The 20,411-nt window shown below is 66.3% G+C and carries 6 protein-coding genes and 1 pseudogene; 1 reads left to right on the top strand and 6 read right to left on the bottom strand.

Annotated elements, in window-relative coordinates; genetic code table 11:
- Nucleotides 1-48: 48 nt before the first annotated feature.
- From AC5Y5O_RS05550 to AC5Y5O_RS05535, 4 genes are all read right to left on the bottom strand, one after another.
- Nucleotides 49-1,788 (bottom strand): AMP-binding protein, encoded by a 1,740-nt coding sequence (locus tag AC5Y5O_RS05550; protein WP_096289256.1) that lies wholly within the window; start codon nucleotides 1,786-1,788, stop codon nucleotides 49-51.
- Between the two features lie 10 nt (nucleotides 1,789-1,798).
- Entirely contained in the window at nucleotides 1,799-2,914 is a 1,116-nt protein-coding gene (pe, locus tag AC5Y5O_RS05545; RefSeq protein WP_096289254.1) for an acyltransferase PE, read from the bottom strand.
- Nucleotides 2,915-2,971: 57 nt separating this feature from the next.
- The gene (locus tag AC5Y5O_RS05540) at nucleotides 2,972-5,959 is read right to left on the bottom strand and encodes an MMPL/RND family transporter (protein ID WP_165796435.1); all 2,988 of its coding nucleotides are present in this window, start codon (nucleotides 5,957-5,959) and stop codon (nucleotides 2,972-2,974) included.
- Nucleotides 5,960-6,100: 141 nt separating this feature from the next.
- On the bottom strand, nucleotides 6,101-7,522 hold the full coding sequence (locus tag AC5Y5O_RS05535) for a condensation domain-containing protein (RefSeq protein ID WP_096289252.1): 1,422 nt from the start codon (nucleotides 7,520-7,522) through the stop codon (nucleotides 6,101-6,103).
- 301 nt (nucleotides 7,523-7,823) lie between these two features.
- On the opposite strand from AC5Y5O_RS05535, the gene AC5Y5O_RS05530 reads away from it, so the two are divergent.
- Nucleotides 7,824-18,839 carry a type I polyketide synthase gene (locus tag AC5Y5O_RS05530; RefSeq protein WP_500024105.1) on the top strand — a complete coding sequence of 3,672 codons (11,016 nt, stop codon included), beginning with the start codon at nucleotides 7,824-7,826 and terminating at the stop codon, nucleotides 18,837-18,839.
- 10 nt (nucleotides 18,840-18,849) lie between these two features.
- Here the strand turns inward: AC5Y5O_RS05530 and AC5Y5O_RS05525 are convergent.
- Together AC5Y5O_RS05525 and AC5Y5O_RS05520 are read right to left on the bottom strand one after the other, a co-directional pair.
- A pseudogene (locus tag AC5Y5O_RS05525) lies at nucleotides 18,850-19,282 on the bottom strand (PPOX class F420-dependent oxidoreductase).
- 3 nt (nucleotides 19,283-19,285) lie between these two features.
- The gene (locus AC5Y5O_RS05520) at nucleotides 19,286-20,404 is read right to left on the bottom strand and encodes an acyl-CoA dehydrogenase family protein (protein ID WP_500024102.1); all 1,119 of its coding nucleotides are present in this window, start codon (nucleotides 20,402-20,404) and stop codon (nucleotides 19,286-19,288) included.
- Between the last annotated feature and the right edge of the window lie 7 nt (nucleotides 20,405-20,411).

Raw genomic sequence — 20,411 nt, 5'->3', positions numbered from 1 at the left:
GGGTGGAACCATTATGCGAAGGGTGCAACCCGAGTATCGGTCGGGGTGTCAGGCGTCCAGCCGGACGAATTGGTCCTGGCGGTATTGCTCGACACAGGCGGCGCGGCGGATCTTGCCGCTGGTCGTGGTGGGGATCGACCCGGCAGCTACCAGCACGAGGTCCCCGACATTGAGACCGTGCGCATTGGATATCGCCGAGGTGACCTCGCTCTTGACACCGCTGAGCCATCGCGTCGCGTCCTCGTCGAAGTCGGCTCGCCTCTTGAGCTCGACGACGGTGACCAGTTGCTCGGTACCGTCGGTCGGAACCGAAATCGCCGCGACCCGGCCACGGGTGATCTCCTGAACCGTGGTCTCGATGTCCTCGGGATAGTGATTGCGCCCGCGGATGATCAGCAGATCCTTGATGCGCCCGACGATGAACAGCTCACCGGAGTAGATGAAGCCCAGGTCCCCGGTTCGCAGCCACGGACCATCCGGCGTGCCGGGCGACGGGTCGACCAGTGTTGCGCCGAAGCAGCGCTGCTCAGAAGCTGGCCTGCACCAATAGCCGTCGGCGACATTCGCGCCATGCACCCAGATCTCGCCGATCAAGTCCGGTGGGCATTCCCGATTCGTCTCACCGTCGACGATGCGCACCGTAGGGGAGTGCGGTACCCGGTATTTGACCAGCGCCGTGCCGTTCCTGGCCCCGCACGGCTCTACCCGGCCCGCGCCCAGCGCTTCGGCATCGAAATGGGCCGCCGGCGAGGATTCACTCCAGGTGCCGGTGGTGACGAAGACGGTGGCCTCGGCCATGCCGTAGGAAGGGCGCATCATGTGGTCTTGAAAGTTGAAGTGCGCGAACCGATCTACGAAGCGTCGCAAGGTGGCCGGCTCGACACGCTCGGCACCGCTGATGATGCCCAGCACACCGCCGAGGTCGAGCCCGGCCAGGTCTTTGTCGGTGGTCTTGCGCGCGGCCAGGTCGAAGGCGAAGTTGGGTGCCGACGACCAGGTGTGAGGATTCTCGGCCAACGCTCGGACCCACCTGGCCGGTCGCTCTAAAAATCCGACCGGACTGGTCAACTCGGCACGATGGCCGCTCAGGATCGGAGCGCAGACTCCCAGCACCAAACCCATGTCGTGGTAGAAGGGCAACCACGACACCAGGGTGACGTTCGACGGGACGGTGATCCGCGCGGCCGCGAAGAAGCTGTGCATCAGCTGCTCGAAATTCGCCTCGAGGTTTCGGTGCGAGATCATCACGCCGGTCGGCGTCCGGGTCGAACCCGAGCTGTACTGCAAATACGCGATGTTCGGCAAATCGGTTGTCCGAGCACTCTTTTCGACATCGACGTCTAGATTCAGCGAATCGATTTCGATGATCTTCGGCACATCGTCCAGGTGTGCTTGGTCGACGAATTCGGCGACGTCTTCGGCGAAGGCGGATGTGGTGAGAACCACCGAGGGCGATGTGTCGGCGAGGACCGCGCTTACCCGCTCGTGACTCGAGCCGCGATGCGGCAGCGGAAGTGGGACGGCGATGAGCCCTGCTTGCATGGATCCCAGGAACGCCGCAATGTAGTCAAGGCCCTGCGGAGCCAGGATGACCGCCCTGTCCCCGACCGACCCGTACGGGCCGAGATCGCCTGCGACATTGAGTGTTCGGCGCGAGGTCTGCGCCCAGGTGAGGCTCTCGCGAGCCCCGTCCGGATTGCCTTCGTAGTTGGTGAACGTGTACGCCACGTCATGCGGCCGCAGGCTGGCCCGCCCATGCAGCATGGCGAGAATCGATGATCCGGACATCGGCGTGTTATCAGCCGGTGCCGTGGGACAGCACCGACGTGGCACCGGCGAGAATCTGTGACAGCGGATCGGCGCCGCCGCCGAACGTCGCCTGGTTGGCCGGTGCCGTGACTTCGGCTGGGTCAAACCCGTGCACCGGGTCCACCTGAACCGGAGCGGTCGCCGGGTCGTCGTTGCGCGAGTACCCGGCATTCACGCGGGGGATCAGGATCGCGTCCAGCTTGTTGAGCGTGTCTTCGTCGATCCCGACGTATTTCAGCGGCATGACAAGCGGCAGATGCTTTTCCGGCACCATGATCGTCGTGTCCCTGGCACCGCGAGAGTTGATCGTCGTCCTGATGTTCTGCGGCGGCACCATGCTCGGATTCGTGAAGGCCACCGCGGTGTGACCGGTGGCGAGGCCCAGCAGCGTGTTGGCGAGCGCGAACAGATTGTCCGGTCGGTCGGGGAAGTCCGCGATCGAGTCGTACGCGGCCACGAACCTGTTTGTGTCGTACTGACTTTCGTACGGCGGTGGCATGGTGTAGTCGAGAGCGGGGACGGTGCTGCCGACCGGGAACATGGCGCTCAGGAAGCTCTGACCGAAGGCGTGGCGCCCGATCGGGTCGCCGAAGGTGGCGAAGTTCAGCCGGTCCGGTGGGGGAGCGGTCGGATCATTGGCCAGCCGCGCCTGCTCGCCGTCGACCACGAACCCGCCCTCGGACAAACCAATCGCGGTTCCGGGGCGACCGCCACGGATCGCCGCATCCAGGTTGTTCACTCCGACGTCGACCGACTCGCCGACGCTGGGGCCGTCCAGACCCAGGCCCGGGAAGAGTTCATCGAAGCGGCCGATGCCGGGGAAGAGTCGCTCCAGCACATGGCCCTGCACCTGGCCCGCCGGGTAGCGGACGATTTCGCGCTGCTGCCCAGGGAACCATTGCGCGCCCTCTTGGCGGATGTATTCGTCGTAGGGGATGCCCAGCACGTGAGCGCCGCCGAGTGCGAACGCGGTCTGGTCACCCGGCGCGCCGGGAGTCGGCGGTCCGCCGATCGGCGTGTCGTCAGCCGACGCGGTTGCGACGCCGAAATAGCCTGTGGCGCCCACAGTTACCAGCGCCGAAACTCCTGCGAGTAGCTTCTTCATTCCTGATCCTGACCGCTCGGATTCGTCTCGTAGTCTCACATAGATCATGCGTACCCCCTAACCGGGCTGTGGCTCGGCGCGTCGGCGCACGCCCACTCGCGATGGCCACCAATTCGCCCGCCCGACCAGCGCAGCGATGGCGGGAACCGTGACGGTGCGCACCAAAAAGGTGTCCAGCAAAATCCCCACACCGATCACGAAACCGCCCTGCACCACGGTGCCGATGCTGGAGAACAACAGTCCGCACATCGACGCGGCGAAGATCAGGCCGGCCGCGGTGATCACGCCGCCAGTCGAACTGAGCGTACGAATGATGCTGTAGCGCATGCTGTGTCCGGACTCCTCGCGCATTCGCGAGACGAGGAGCATGTTGTAGTCGGCCCCGACCGCTACCAGCACCACGAACGCCAGCGGTGGCACGCTCCAATGCAATTGCTGACCCAGTACGTATTGAAAGGTCAGTACGCCGATACCGACCGCCGACAAGTAGGAAATGACCACGGAAGCGACCAGATACAGCGGCGCAACGATCGCACGAAGCAGCGCGACCAAGGTCACCAGGACGACGAGCAGGGTGACCGCGATGATGAACCTGATGTCGTGCTGGTAGTAGTCACGGGTGTCCTTCAAACCGACCGTGTACCCCGCCATCGAAATCGTGGCGTCGGACAGCGCGGTATTCGGTTGTGCTCCGCGGGCGGCCGCGGTGATCGCGTTGACCTGATCCATCGCTTCGGTGCTGAACGGATTCAGTTTGGTTTGAACCAGATACCGCACCGAGTGGCCGTCCGGCGAGATGAATACCTTGGCCGCTTTCCGAAACTCCTCTAACTGCAGCAGCTGGGGCGGGATATTGAATCCGGCCATGGCCGGCTGTGCCGCATCGCGTTTCAGTGACAACAGAAATGCCGCGGACTCGCCGAGCCCGGAACCTAGCTGTTTGACTTGGTCGACGAGCTGGGCCACGGCGTCGGCTATTTGCCGGCTGCCGCCGGCGAGCCGGTTCGCGCCGTCTTGCACGCTGTTCAAATTCGCTTGCAGGCCACCGGGTTTGTCCATGCCCATCGAGTGCATCACCTTGGTGAGCTTCCCCAACGCGGCGCGCACCCGGTCCGTCGACGCCTTCAGCGCCCTTTTGTCCTGGTAATCCTGCAGTTGGTGGGCCAGATCGTTGATCGCGTCGAGGTCCGCTTGATCGCGGGAACCCACCAGCTGTTCGAACGTCCCGCGGGTCGCGCTGCACGATTGATCGGCATCGCAGATCGGGTTGCCCTGCAGCGCTGCCAGCACCGGGCCTATCCAGGCGAACACGTTCTTGGCCGCCGAGAAATTCCAGCCCATCGCGTTGCTGAGCGAGTTGACGTGATCGATGAGCTGGGCTGCGATGTCGACCTGTTTGACCAGCGCGTCGCCGCTGTACTGGCTTTTCGCCGACGAGAAGGCGCTTTGCAGTTCCTCCAGGCTGGCCGCGAGCTGGCTGACCTGACCGCGGACCTCGCTCAGGCTGTTGGCCAGCGTGCCGCTCCCGGCGACCAGGCGGTTGAGGTCACCGGTGTGGTCGCTGATCATGGTGGACCCGCCGGCCAGCAGGGTGCCGATGGCGCCCGCCTGATAGGTGGCCCGGAATTGTTCGGGCACGGTTCCGGTAGGTCGCGTAATGCCGCTGACCGCGGCGATATTCGGCAGTTGGCTGACTCGGTCCGCCAGCTGCTCCAAGTCCGCCAGGGCCTTCGGCGTGCGAAGATCATGCGGCGACTGGATGAGGATGTACTCCGGAATGGATTGATTCACCGGGAAATGACGGTCCAGCGCGGCATACCCTGCGGAGCTCGGAGCGGACGCCTGCAGGGCCTTGCGGTCGTCGTAGTTGTAACGCACCAGCCCCGCGCAGCTGGCCAGGATGATCAGCACCAGCACACTGGCGACCAGGTTGGCCCTGGGCCGGCGCACGATGCGGATCCCCGACCGCCGCCAGAATCGGGCCGTCAATTCGCGACGCGGCTTGACCCAGCCACGCGGCCCCGCGATCACCAGAATCGCCGGCAGCAATGTCACCGCGGCGAGGAAGGCCACGCCGACCCCGATCGCCGACGACGCACCGACCGTTTTGAACACGCCCATTCGGGCGAAGCTGATCAGCAGAAAAGTGATGCCGACGGTGGCCGCGGATGCGCCGATGACTTTGCCGATCGACATCATTGCGCGTTTGATCGCCTGATCGGAATCCGCCCCCGAGCGCAGATAATCGTGATAGCGACTGATCAGGAAGACCGCGTAATCGGTACCGGCGCCGGCCATTATGGCGCTCAGAAAAACGATGGACTGATTCGAGACGCCGGCTCCGGTGAATAGGGAATAAGCCGCCACCACGGCCTGCGCGATGACCAGCGATATCCCGATCGTCAGCAACGGCAGCAGCATGGTGACCGCACTGCGGTAAATCACGAGCAGGACGATCAGCACCAGCACGGCGATCGCCAGCTCGATGGGAAGCCGGTCCCTGTCGCCGGCGACGGTGAGGTCGGCGACGGTCGCCGCGGGGCCGGTGAGGTTGACCGTCACGGGCGTTCCGGCGAGGGAGTGTTTGACGGTGTCGCTGATCCGGTTGAACGCGGCGTAGGACTGCGGCGTGCCCAGCTCGCCGGCGACGCCGACCGGCAGCACCCATGCCTTGTGATCCTTGCTGGTCACGACCGAGCGCAGCGGCGGCGTGCTGATGAAATCCTGCACCATCACGACGTCTCGCGTGTCGTGGCGCAGCGTGTCCACCAAGGAGCGGTACGCGGCTTCGTCGGCGGGGCCGAGCCCCTTGTCGTCCGTCAGGACCACCAGCAACAGGTCCTCGGAACCCGATTCGTGAAAAGCCTTGGTCATCTCGCGCGCGGTGACGCTGGAGGGGGCATCATCGGGCAGGAGCGCCAGCGGATGCTTCTGAGCCATCTCCCCCAGCGAGGGCAAAGTCAGTGCCAGAGCGACCGCGGCCGCGACCCAGGCCCCGATCACTACCCAGGGCCACCGCACCACGAAATCGGTCAGCCGTCGCATATCGCCCTCGCCCCTGGTCGGCGCGGTCGGGTGTGCCCGCCGGCGGCGCTTGCCGGCGTTCTGCCACGCCGCGCTCGTTCATACCGTGCGCGACCGCAGTTCGCGCACTTGAGAAAAGCCCTAGCCTCGGATGGACCCACGCTACGCGACGCGCCCCCAGTGCCCACTGCCGGCGACGCGGCCGCATACGGACTTCATAGCCGCCATGTAGCGGCTGACTGATTTCAGGGCGACCGGATTGTCGGGGTGCATGATCGCCATGACGGTGCCCTCGCCGTACCGGAATACGTAAATGGTCAGCTGATAGGAGTACCGGCCGTCGGGATAGATCCCGATATTGTCCGCGAGGCCCAACTCGGCCGCGGCGAGAATCGCATTGAGCGGAGCGGCGCCGCCATGAAAGAAGTTCGACACTGGAAAGTTTGGCTGCGGCCAGCGCAGCCACGGCGCCAATTCCAGTACGCGGTAGTACGGCACCTTCGCCATGTCCAGACTGGAATCAAAGGAGGCCTGTGCGGCCCATGCCGCATCACCGAAAGACGCGGCCGCGATGGGCACGGTGATCGGAATCAATCCGGTAAACCAGCCCTGTGTCATGAAATTGTCGGCGGCGGTGCGCGAATCTCTAGGCGTGAGTCCGTAATACGTCAGGGCGCCGGTGAATTCATGCTCGAGCAGGGCGAAGCAGGCGAACAGGCCACCGACGAAGCGTGCACCGGCGGCGGTGCAGGCGGATTCGAATCGCTCCGTCTGGGCCACGTCCATCAGAAGTTCGGAGGTCATCTGACTTCGACTGGACTCCAACGGGTTGCCCAGTGGTAGCGGGAACTCAGGGAACCCGCCATTGTTGTTGTCGGCGAAGTCGATCCACGCACGCACCTCGGGCGAATCGACGGTCAATGTCGAGGTGTACTCGTGTTCGCGGATGCAGAATTCGTCGAAGCTACCGGCATCGGGGAGAGCCAGCGCCGCACCGCCGCTGCTCAGGGCCGAATACATTCCGTTGGCTTCCATCATCGTGGTGCCGATCAGCGTCGCGTCCCCGTGCACGTGATCCATGGCGGCAAAAAATGTGAAATGGCTCTCGTTCTGGATGATCCCGAAAGTGAAACAGCCCCACTGCAACGGGTTTGGTATGGCCACGACATGAGCGTGTATTTCGTCAACGGTCATCTGGCCGTGGTCGATTGGCGCGAACTCGATATCCGCCGGATCGTGCAGGGTATGCCGGACGAACTCACCGGTGTCGGCTTGTGCGAACCAACTGCGGAATGTGTCGTGTCGCCGCAGATAGGCGTTGACCGCGTGGTTCATCGCCGCGACATCACAAGTCCCAGCTAACTCACAGGTCGCGATGATCTGCCGGGAGAAGTTCAGCCCCGCCGCCGTCCGTTCGCAGTAATTCCGAAGGTGCTGGCGCTGCATGTAACTGACGGGCACAGAGCTGACCGGCGCTTGTCGGACCTTGTCTTTTGCCGCATCCGTCGGGTGCCACGAGGTGACGGAGCCCGGGGTCAGCGTCCAATCATCGAGCGCGCCGATCGTAATTTTCCCGATGCGCAAAACTACGTCCCCCTCGGTGTAAACAGTCCCCGTCCGGCCACTGGCGGCGCCACCAAGATAACCCGCCGGGCGATTGCCTCCGCAGACACGCGCGGTCCACGGCCTACACTCACTGACGGATCCGGCGTGCGGTTGTGGCGATCGAACGCCCGGGCGGGAGACGCAGAGCGGCGGACACAGTGGCTGTCGTTGCGCGGTGGGGGTGCTGCGATTGCAGTGCTGGCCTTCGGAAAATGACTCTGAAGCGCAACCGCCCGTGGGGATCCAGTCTTCATCCGCCAACGCAGGGGAGGTCAAGGAAATGGCATCCGTCGAAGAGCTGGACGAGCCGGCTTCGGGTTTCGCGATCGTCGGCTACGCCGCTCGGTTTCCGGGTGCCGCGGATGCGGATGAGTTCTGGGATGTGTTGCGGCACGGCCGGGATGCGATATCCGAGGTGCCGCGGGACCGCTGGGACGTCGACGAATTCTTCGACCCGGAACCGGGCGCACCGGGCAAGGTCGTGACCCGTCGTGCCGGATTCGTCGATGACGTGACGGGCTTCGACGCGCCGTTCTTCGGCATGTCGACGCGCGAGGTCAGATTGATGGACCCGCAACACCGGATCTTGCTGGAGACGGCATGGCGTGCGGTGGAGCATTCGGGCACTGCGCCAACGGCCCTGGCCAACAGCAACACTGGCGTCTTCGTCGGTCTGGCGACCCACGACTACCTCGGAATGGCGTCCGACGAGCTGACTTACCCCGAGATCGAGGCCTACATGGCCATCGGTACCTCGAATGCCGCTGCGGCGGGCCGAATCAGCTATCGACTCGGGCTGCAGGGTCCCGCGGTCGCCGTCGACACGGCGTGCAGCTCGTCGCTGGTGGCGATCCATCAGGCCTGCCAAGCGCTTCGCCTCGGCGAATGCGACCTCGCGCTGGCCGGGGGGGCGAACGTTCTGCTCACGCCGGCAACCATGATCACGTTCTCCAGTGCTCACATGCTCGCGCCGGACGGCCGGTGCAAGACATTCGACGCGGCCGCCGACGGCTATGTTCGGGGCGAGGGATGCGGCGTCATCGTGATCAAGCGCCTGGACGACGCGATTCGCGACGGTGACCGGATTCGGGCTGTGATCCGCGGCAGCGCGATCAACCAGGACGGTGCATCGGGTGGATTGACGGTGCCGAACGGCGTTGCCCAGCAACGGGTCATCGCCGAGGCGTTGAAGCGCGCCGACCTCCAACCCCGCGACGTCGGGTACTTGGAAGCGCACGGCACCGGGACATCGCTGGGCGACCCCATCGAGGCCCAGGCCGCCGGTGAGGTGCTCGGCGCCGGCCGCGAACCCAACCAACCGCTGCTGATGGGGTCGGTGAAGACCAACATCGGTCACCTGGAAGCGGCCGCGGGTATCGCCGGTGTGATCAAAGTCATTCTCTCGCTCGAGAACGAGCTGCTGCCGCAGCACCTCCACTTCGAGAACCCGTCGCCGCACATTCCCTGGGACCGCCTTGCGGTGCGGGTGGTCGACGAGGCCACTGCCTGGGAACGCAACGGTCGGCCGCGCATTGCCGGGGTCAGCTCTTTTGGGTTCGCGGGGACCAACGCGCACGTCATTGTCTCCGAAGCGCCACCGCACGCGGCAGCACCGCTGGCCGCACCGGTTCCGGTCGAGCAGCCCGGGGACCGACGGTTGCGCATTCTTCCGCTCTCGGCCCGAACCCCCGCCGCATTGGTGCGGCTCGCCGGCGAGTACCGCAGCTGGTTGAGCACCCACCCGCAGGCCTCCCTGGCCGACGTGTGCTTCACCGCGGGCACGGGGCGAGCGCACTTGGAGCACCGCGCCGCGCTGGTGGTTAACTCGCGAGAATCCGCGATGGAGCTCCTCGGCGCACTCGCCGACGACCGGCCGGCGCCCGGTTTGTTCCGCGGCGAATCCCATGACACCCCGAAGACCGCGTGGCTGTTCACCGGGCAGGGCAGCCAATACCCCGGCATGGCCCGGGAGTTGTTCGACACCGAGCCGGTGTTCGCCGAGACGCTGAACCGCTGCGCGGCAGCGGTCGCTTCGATTCTCGAAAAGCCGTTACTGGACGTTGTTTTCGATATCGACGGCCCCGATGGCGAAGCGACGCTGCGGCAGACCTCTTACGCACAGCCCGCCTTGTTCGCGGTGGAGATGGGCCTGGCCCGGCTGTGGCAGTCGTGGGGCTTCGAGCCGGACGTCGTGCTCGGCCACAGCGTCGGCCAGTATTCGGCGGCCTGCGTCGCGGGCGTCGTCGGTCTCGAGGATGGCGCGGTGCTGATGGCCGAACGCGGCCGCCTCTTCGCGAGCTTGCCCGAAGGTGGCCGGATGGTCGCAGTGTTCACCGCCGCCGAGCGTGTCGAGAACCTGACCAATGACTTCCCGAGCCTGTCGGTCGCCGCCTACAACGGCGCGAATACCGTATTGTCAGGGCCTGCAGCGGATTTGGAACTAGCCGTTGCGGGACTGGCTGCCGACGGTGTCCGGTGCGAGTGGCTCGACACCAGCCACGCGTTCCACTCGGCGCTGCTCGACCCGATTCTGGACGAATTCGAGTCGTTTGCGGATCGGTTCGATTACGGTGCACCACAACGGATGTTGATTGACAACCGAACCGGCGCCGCGCTCGGCCGCAGCGTGAAGCTCGACGGTGCCTACTGGCGGCGGCACGCACGCCAACCGGTGCAATTCGCCAAAAGCGCGCACACCCTCGCCGGGCTCAATTGCAAGGTCTTGCTCGAGGTCGGCCCACGACCGGTGCTCACCGCCGCGGCGCTGAGCTGCTGGCCCGAGCCGGCCACCGCGCCGCGGGCGATCGCATCGTTGCGGCGCAACACCGCCGACCACCGACAAATCACCGAAGCCGTTGCCGAGGCGTACGTGTTGGGCCACCTGCCCGAATTCGCCGCCTTGCGGCAGGCGCAGGCGCGCAAACTGGATCTGCCCACCTATCCGTTTGAGCGTCGCCAATATTGGTTCCGCGACGACCGCGACCGCCCCGACCACCAGCAGCAGCCCGGCGGCCCACCTACCGAAGCCGTCCGTCTGCTCGAGGACGGCCGGATCGAGGAACTGGCGGCCCTGCTCGACGCCGACGGCGACGATCCTCAAATCCTGCGCGTGCTGACGAAGCTTGCGGCACAACATAATCAAGAACGAACTACCCGATCTATCGCCGACGACCGTTACGAGATTCGGTGGGAGAAAGTGCCCGCTGCGCCGTCCCGCGCGCAAGCCGGCGAGGAGCTGCTGCTGATCGGTGAGGACTCTCCGGCCCTGCAGCCGTTGGTCGACGAACTCGTCGCCCGCGGACAGCGGTATCGGTTCCTCGGGTTGCCGATGTCCGACGCCGAGGAGGATCAGTTCGCCGATGCGTTGCGCGCTGCGGCACAGGCGGATTCGGCGCTGCGCATTGTCAGCGTTGCGGCGGTGGATGCGGATCTGGGTGGGCAGGCCGCGTCGTCGATGCAGTCACTGTTGCGGATGCAACACCGGATCCTGGGCGGAACGCGGCGCCTTTTCCGTGCCGCCGTCGCCGCCGACCTGCGCGCCCCCATTTGGCTGGTAACGCGCGGCGCGCAGCGGGTCACTGACGGGGACACCGTGGTGCCGGAGCAGAGCTCGCTGTGGGGATTCGGGCGTGCCGCGTCGCTGGAACATCCGCAGCTGTGGGGCGGACTGGCGGATCTGGCCGACGGCACCGTCGACGAGTGGGCCCGTCTCCTCGGCCGGATCTCGACGTCGCAGGATTCGGCGTCGCGTGAAGACCAAGTGGCGCTGCGCGATCAAACCGTCTACGTGCCGCGGCTGGTTCGACGGGACCCACAGCCGAGCGGAACTCCGCTGGAAATACGTGCTGATGCAACGTATTTGGTGACCGGAGGGCTGGGTTCGATCGGACTGGAGATCGCCGGCTACCTGGCCGCCCAAGGCGCCAAGCATCTCGTTCTGACCAGCCGTCGTTCGCCTGGCGAAGCCGCGCAAAAGCGCATCGACGCACTGGCTGCCCAGCATGGCTGCCAGATCCGAGCCATCGCCGCCGATGTCGCCGACGCGCACGACGTCACCCGGCTGTTGGCCGGTCTGCAGCCGCCGTTGGCCGGCATCGTGCACGCCGCCGGTGAGATCGGCACCACCCCGCTGAGTGACCTCGATGACGCCGAAGTCGACCGCGTCTTCGCCGGGAAAGTCTGGGGTGCTTGGCATCTGAGCGAGGCGGCGGCCGACCTGCGGCTCGATTTCTTCCTCAGCACGTCCTCGATCGCGTCGGTATGGGGCGGATACGGTCAGACCGCCTACGGCGCGGCCAACGCGTTCCTCGACGGGCTGGCCTGGCGCCTGCGCGAACGAGGCGTCTCGGGGACAAGCGTCAACTTCGGTCCCTGGTCGGCGGGTATGGCCGACGCCCAGTCCCGTGCGCGACTGGATAAGCGCGGGATCCGTACGCTGTCGCCCGCCGATGCGCTGGCGGGGCTGGCCGATGCCGCCGCGTCGTCGTCGGCGCAGGGCGTGGTGGCCCGGATCGACTGGGCCCGCTTCCTGCCGCTCTACGAGCAGGCCGGCCGACGGGCGTTTTTGACGGAGTTGGAGCGCGAGGTGCCCGGTGCGGTGCCGCCCGTGACGGCGTCGGGGAAGACCGAACTCGTCGAGCAACTGACCAACGCCCCACTGCAGCAACGTAAGCGGCTGCTCACCGATTACCTGCGTGACGCGGTCGCCGAGGTGACGCGGGTCGATGTCGCGGAGATCCGCGAGGACGCGGGTTTCTTCGACCTCGGCATGGACTCACTGATGGCCGTCGAATTACGGCGCCGGATCGAGCACGGGGTCGGCCGGGAGATTCCCATCACCCTGGTGATGGATCACCCGCGGCTGTCCGACGTGGCCGACTACCTGCTCGGCGATGTTCTCGAGCTCAGCGTGCAGTCGTCGCCTCGGCCGGTGGCAGCGGTGACGACGCGCACGGACGAACCGATCGCGATCGTCGCGGTGTCGTGCCGATTCCCCGGCGCGCCCGACCCGGAAGCCTTCTGGGAGTTGCTGTCCAGCGGTGTCGATGCGATCCGGGAAGTTCCGGAGGACCGCTTCGACATCGACGAGTTCTACGATCCGGACCCCGAGACACCGGGCAAGACCTACACGCGCTTCGGCGGATTCCTCGACGAGATCGACGGATTCGATCCGGAATTCTTCGGCATCTCACCGCGCGAGGCGGTTTGGATCGAACCGCAGCAGCGACTAATGCTCGAAACCGTTTGGGAGGGGCTGGAACGCGCCGGGTACGCGCCGGGTGCGTTACGTGGCAGCCGAACCGGCGTCTTCGCGGGGGTGGCCGCCAACGAGTATGCGCACCTGCTGTCCGCGGAGCCGATCGACAAGATCGAGCCGTACTTCATCACCGGCAATGCGCTCAATGCCATTGCCGGCCGGGTCGCCTTCGCGCTCGGGCTCGAAGGGCCCGCGGTGGCCGTCGATACCGCGTGCAGTTCGGCCCTGGTTGCCGTGCATCAGGCGTGCCAGGCATTGCATGCCGGTGACTGCGACCTCGCGTTGGCCGGCGGCGTGAACGTGCTGCTTTCTCCGGTGACCGTGATTGCGGCCTCGCGCGCCCGGATGCTGTCGCCGGTCGGCCGATGCAAGACCTTCGATGCCTCCGCCGACGGCTACGTGCGCAGTGAAGGCTGCGGAATTCTGGTGCTCAAGAGGCGCAGCGACGCGGAGCGCGACGGCGATCGGGTCCTCGCCGTCATTCCGGGCAGCGCGGTCAACTCCGATGGCGCTTCAAGTGGTCTGACGGTACCCAATGGTGGTGCGCAGCAACGACTCATCGGGGCGGCGCTGAGCCGCGCCGGTCTGGTGGGCGGGGATGTCGACTACCTCGAGGCGCACGGAACCGGTACCCCGCTGGGTGATCCTATCGAGGTGCAGGCGGCCGCGGCCGTATACGGAGGTTCGCGCAGCGCGGACCGGCCGTTGCTGATGGGATCGGTGAAGACCAATATCGGACACACCGAGTCGGCATCGGGCGCGGCGGGTCTGATCAAGGTCGTGCTGTCCCTTCAGCACGAATTGCTGCCGCAGAGCTTGCATTTCGACACACCGTCGCCGCATATCCCATGGGAGTCGTTGCCGGTGCGGGTGGTGGACGAGTCGACCCCGTGGCAGGCCAACGGCAGGCCGCGGCGCGCCGGCGTGAGCTCCTTCGGGTTTACCGGCACCAACGCACACGTGTTGATCGAGGAGGCGCCGGCCTGCACCGGATCGGCCGTCGAAGACCCGTCGGACTCGGCGGACGACGCCGCGGTCGTCGACAGCGGCGAGGTCAATGTGCTCGCGTTGTCCGCCCGATCACCGGAAGCGCTGGTGGCGTTGGCGCAACGCTATGAGGCGTGGCTGAGTGCCCACCCGGATGCGGACCTCGCCGATGTGTGCCTCACCGCGGGCACGGGTCGTTCGCATTTCGAGCACCGCGCTGCGCTGGTCGTCGATTCGATCGAGGGCGCGCGTGAGGGCCTGGCCGAACTGGCCGAGAACCGCCTGCGGCCCGGCGTAGTCCGTGGTGAGCACGCCCACCACCCGACAACGGCGTGGTTGTTCACCGGGCAAGGCAGCCAATATCCCGGTATGGCACGCGAATTGTTCGACACCGAGCCAGTTTTCGCCGACACCGTGACACGGTGTGCGGCCGCGATCGAGGATATGCTGCCCCGCCCGTTGCTGGAGGTGCTGTTCGCCGCGGATAGGGAAGCCGGAGAAGCGGTGCGGCACACGTCGTTCGCCCAGCCGGCGCTTTTCGCCATCGAGATGGGCCTGGCGAGGCTATGGCAGTCCTGGGGCGTCGAGCCTGACGTGGTGCTGGGGCATAGCGTGGGCCAGTACGCGGCGGCCTGTGTGGCCGGCGTCTTCAGCCTCGAGGACGGCGCGCGGCTGATGGCCGAACGTGGCCGGATGTTCGGCAGTCTGCCCGAAGGCGGGCGAATGGTGGCCGTGTTCACCGACGCCAAGCAGGCCGAGCAGATCGCCGGCGAGTTCCCGCGGGTGTCGGTCGGCGCTTACAACGGACCCAACACGGTGCTCTCGGGTCCGGGCGACGATCTCGAACAGATCGTCGCCAAGTTCAGCGACGAGGGGGTTCGCTGCACCTGGCTGGACACCAGCCACGCCTTCCACTCCGAACTGCTGGATCCGGTGCTCGACGAATTCGAGTTGTACGCAGCGCAATTCGAATTTGCCGCACCGACGTTGCCGTTGGTCTGCAACCGCACCGGCGCCGTGCTCACGGCCCAGACCCCGCTCGATGCCCAGTACTGGCGGCGACATTCCCGCCAGCCGGTGCAGTTCGCCGAAAGCGTGCGCACCGTGGCGGCGCTCGGCTGCTCGGTGGTGATGGAGATCGGCCCGCAACCGGTGTTGACCGCGGCCGCGGTGCAGGTCTGGCCGGAGCACCTGGCCGCACCGCGCGCGATCGTCTCGCTGCGTAAGGGCGTGGCCGACCGGCGCCAGATCGCCGACGCGCTGGCCGCGGCGTACGTCGGTGGGCACCGCCCCGATTTCGCTGCGCTGCATCGGCCGAACGGTCGCCGACTCGAATTGCCCACCTATCCGTTCCAGCGCCGCCGGTTCTGGCCCAAGTCGTCCGGAATCGCGATCGATGGACCGGCCGTGTCCGGAATTCTGGGTAGTGCGAAAGACCTCGCCTCCGGTGACTCCGTCTACACCAGCAGGTTGTCGGTGAAGTCTCAGCCGTGGCTTGCCGACCACGTCATCTACGGCACCGTCGTCGTCCCCGGGGCGACGTATGCCGCGATGGCGTTGGCCGCGGTCGGTACTCCGGCGCGGGCGAAGGATGTCTTCTTCTACGAGCCGATTATCCTGCCCGAGAAGAGTTCTCGTGAGGTCCAGCTGACACTGCACCCGCACGAGGACGGTGACGGGTGGAAATTCCAGGTACACAGCCGACCGTATGGTGAACGCGGCGCCGAATGGTCGCTGAACGCCGAAGGTGCGGTGGTCGCCGGTGCCGACGGTGAGCCGGAATCCGAAGATGATCCGGTCGACGAAGCGCTCGAGCGGTTGAACCGGATGCGGCCGCAAGAGTTGTTCGAGACCTTCGCCGACCTGGAATTGTCCTGGGGCCCGACCTGGTCGGGTTCGCTGAAGTCGCTGTGGCTCGGTGACGGCGAGGCGATCGGTGACATCGTCGTCGGCGAACAGCTCGCCGAGCAACTCGGGGCCGAGCCGATGCACCCGGTGCTGATGGACCTGTGCACCGGCGTCGCTTTCCCGGCATTCCCGGCACTTCTCGCGGCCGAACAGGGTGTCAACGATCTGTTCCTGCCGCTGCGGTACGGGCAGGTGACCCTGCGGGAGAAGATGCCGCGGCGGTTCTACTGCCGGGCGAAGTGGCATGCCAGCGCGCTGGACAGCGAAACCCAGGTATTCGACCTCGAGTACCTGGACCGAGATGGCCGGCACCTGGGGGGAATTCGCGAGTTCACGGTCAAACGGGCACCCCGCGAAGCCTTGCTGCGCGGCCTGGGTGGCGACGCTACTCGGCTGCTCTACACCCTCGGCTGGCACGAGGTGCCGCTGCCGGTGCCGAGCGACGATGCCGGCAGTGTCAGCGGCACCTGGCTGATCGCCGGATTCGAAGAACTGGCGGGCAAAGTCGCGGGCTGCATTCCCTTCGACCGGAATACTGATCCGGAGCTGCTGGGTGAGCTGTTGGCACAGGCCCACGAGCGTGGTCTGCCGTTCGCCGGAGTCGTCTGGCGCAGCGCCGCGCCCACCGGAACGGAGTCGAGTCCCGAGAGCGCGGCGCGGCTCGAGACGGAGATCGCCAACCTGCTCAGCGCCGTACACACGATGCAACGCGGCGAGGTGAAACTGCCCGGCGGACTGTGGATCACCACCGAACGAGGTGTGGCCACCGAATCCGGCGAGCCGGTTGATCCGGTACAGGCGGCGCTGTGGGGCTTCGGGCGCACCACCATCAACGAGGAACCGGCTCTGCACTGCAAGCTCGTCGACTGTGACGGATCCGAGGAAGCCGTGCAAGCGTTGGCCGGTCTGTTGGCCACCCCGGGCTCGTCCCTCGAGGAGCCGGAACTCGCTTTGCGCCAAGGCAAGCTGCTGGCGTCTCGGTTGTTGCCATGGTCGCGCAGCGGTCATCTCACGGTGCCTCGCTCGTCGGACTATATCCTGGCGCCCACCGAACGCGGCGCGATCGACAACCTGCGGCTGACCGAGGCGGAGGTATCGGCGCCGGACGAGGGCTACGTGCAGGTTCGGGTGGAGGCCGCCGGCCTCAACTTCCGGGATGTGCTCAACGTCCTTGGCCTTTACCCGGGTGATCCGGGCCCGATCGGCGGCGACTTCGCCGGGACGGTCACCCAATTGGGCGGCGGCGTCACCGGACTCGAGGTGGGCCAGCGCGTCTACGGCTTCATGCAGGGTGCGTTCGCCAGCCGGTTCAATGTGCCGGCCCAGTTGCTGGCGCCGATTCCCGACGGGGTGGGGGCGGTGGCCGCGGCGACCATTCCCGCTGCGGCATTGACGGTCCGGCTCGCGTTCGACTGGGCGCAGGTGCAGCCCGGCGATCGGGTGCTCATCCACGCAGCCAGTGGTGGTGTCGGCTTGGCAGCGATCCAGATGGCACAGCAGTGCGGTGCCACCGTCTTCGCCACCGCCAGCACCTACAAGCGCGCGACGCTGCGCAAGCTGGGCGTGCAGTACGTGTACGACTCGCGCACTACGGATTTCGCCGACCAGATCCTCGCGGACACGGACGGTGCCGGGGTCGACGTGGTGCTCAACAGCCTGACGAACGAAGGATTCCTCGAAGCGACCGTGCGGGCCACCGCGCAGAATGGCCGGTTCGCCGAGATCGCCAAGCGTGACATCTGGACGCCCGAGCAGATGGCGCAGGTCCGCCCCGATATCGCCTACGAGATTGTGGCGCTGGACACGGTGACCTTCCAGGAGCCCGAGCGTATTCGTGGCTTGTTGACCGAGGTGTCGGAGGGACTGGGCAAGGGGGAGTGGGCGCCACTGCCCGCCGAGATCTACCCGCTCACCGAGGCGAGGGCCGCGTTCCGGCGCATGCAGCAGGCCCGGCACATCGGAAAGATCGTGGTGCAGATACCGAATCCGCTTGCGCCACGGACAGATCGAAGCTACCTGATCACCGGCGGACTTGGAGCCATCGGCCTGCACACGGCGTCGTATCTGGCCCAACTCGGTGCCGGTGACATCGTGTTGACCAGCCGGCGCCAACCCGATGTGGACGCACAACGCGCAATCGAGGAGATCGCCGAGCGCTTCAAATGCCGCGTCCATGTCTTCGCGGCCGACGTCAGCGACGAGTCCGAGGTTGAGAAGCTGCTGGAGCGGATTCGCGCGGAACTGCCACCGCTCGCGGGTGTGGCGCATCTGGCCGGGGTGCTCGATGACGCGCTGCTGTCTGCACAGAGCCTGGAGCGATTCCGGACGACGTTGGCGCCCAAGGCGTTCGGTGCCTGCCACTTAGACAGGCTGACGAAGGACGACGAGCTGGACTTCTTCATCGTGTCCTCTTCGGTGTCCAGCTTGTTCGGGTCGCCCGGTCAGTCCAACTACGCGACGGCCAACGCCCTGCTCGACGGTTTGGTCGCGCAACGAAGGGCGCAAGGCCTGCCCGCCACGGGTGTCAACTTCGGCCCCTGGGCCCAGGGCGGCATGGCCTCGTCGGAGGCCGCAATCGCGAATATCACCGCGCAAGGCCTGATTCCGCTGGAACCCTCGGCGGCGCTGAGCGCGCTGGCCGAAGTCGTCGCGAACGGGACCGGCCAGGCCACCGTCCTCAAAGCCAACTGGCAGCGTGCCGCGAAGGTGCTGGGCAGTTCGCGCCCACCGATTCTCGACCTCGTATTGCCCAGTGCCGTCGGGGAAGTCACCGGTGACAGTGAGCTGCTCAAGCAGCTGATGGAGATACCCGTGCCGCAGCGCGCGGGCTTCGTGACCGAGTTCCTGCAACGCGAGGTGCAGCATTTCCTGCGGCTCGCGCAGCCGCCGGCGGCGACCAGTCGGTTCCTGGACCTGGGCACGGATTCGCTGATGGCGATCGAACTGCGCAACCGACTGCACAGTCAGTTCGGTGGCAAGTTCACGATCAACGCCACCGCGGTTTTCGACTATCCGACCATCGGTGGTCTCGCCGAGTACCTGGTGGCTCAGCTGCCCGACGCGGAATCGCCGGTCGGACAGGCGGAGTCGAGCACCGAACAGGTCGCGGGGGCAGAGGCGGTCGCGGGGCCGGAGGCGAGCTGAGTCCGGCGGGTCAGCCGCTGATATCGAATCCGGCGACGACCCTGGTCGGGTTGACCCGCACCACCAGTTCGCCGGCCGAGGAGTTACGCCGACCGAGCTCCTCGGCACGCTCGGCGCCCATGTAGCGGCCGCCGGTGCGGGTCGCGATGTCCAGCACGTCGGCCGGATCCTCGCTCACCGTCGCTTCTTTTATCCCAGCCCTGCACCTGTACGAAGGAGTAGGGCTGGTGCGGATCGTCGACACAGATCACGACGCGCGAATCACGAGCCAGCGCTAGCCCTTTCGACGTGTCACGGCCGGTGTTGGACGCCAGTTGCCCATCGTCGACGACGAACCACACCGGGGCGACCAGCGGCCTGCCGTCGGCGGCCACATACCCCAGCATCCCGGTGCGGGTGCCGGCGGAGAGGAACTCGACGACTCTGTCGGACAGCTCGGCCATCCGCTAGAGCCGGGCCAGGTCGTAGTCGCCGAGGTGGTCGATCAGGTTGTGCATGTGATCACCCGAGGTGCCCAGGGTGTGCTCGATGGCAGTGAGCCGAGCGGCGTAGTGGCTCACCGGATATTCGGCGGTAACTCCGATTCCACCGTGCATCTGGATCGACTCCTGCGCGATGTGTCGGCCCGACCGGCCGATCTGCACCTTGGCCCGCGACGCGATCAGCGGGTCGAGGTTGCCGTCGGCGATCGACATCGCCGCGTACAGGCTCATGCTGCGCGCCATCTCGAGCGAGACGTACATGTCGGCGGCTCGCTGCGTAAGCGCCTGGAACTTGTTGAGCGTGACGCCGAACTGCTTGCGCGTCTTGAGGTAATCGGTGGTCAGCCGCACCGCTTCCTCCATCGCCCCGACCGCCTCGGCGCACAGCGCCGACTGGATGCGAACGAGGGCGCCGCTGATGGCACCCGACGCGTCGACGGCGTCACCCAACGGCTCGGCGGCCGCGCCGTCCAAATCGACCTGCGCACCGCGCTGTCCGTCGAAGGTGCGGTAGGGATGACGGGTGACTGACGTGTTGTCTGAGCCGGCGTCGACCAGGAACAGGCCGGTGCCGCCGTCCGGCAATGCGGCGCTGACCACCAGCGCATCGGCGCAGTCACCGGCAAGAACCGGGTTCTTGCGTCCGGTCAACGTCCACGAATCACCTTGCCGCGCAGCCTGAGTCGTGACCGTTGCGGTCGGCGTGCGATGTCCCGGCTCCAGGTGGGCGAAGGCCAGTAGCCGTTGGCCCGCCGCGACGTCGTCGAGTTGTTCTTTCTGTGCGTCGGTGCCCAGTTCGGCGATCAGCGCACCCGGCGCCAGCGCGGCGTGCAGGATCGGTTCGGGGGCCAACCGGCGCCCGGCCTCGGCGAGCACGACCATGATCTCGATCTGGCCGGCTTCGTCCGGGTCGAAGCCCAGGCCCAGGATCCCGGTGTCGGCGAGCTGACTCCAGACCTCACGGCTCCAGCCGAGATCACTGCCGATGACCTTGATGCGGCTCTCCGGGTCGTAGGTGCGGGACAGCAGATCGCGGGTCGTGTCGCGCAGCAGGCCCTGCTCGTCGGTCAACTGAAAGTCCATGGCTGCC

It is taken from the genome of Mycobacterium sp. NGS40 (genome assembly GCF_059812735.1).
This window is presented reverse-complemented; position numbering and strand designations above follow the sequence as displayed.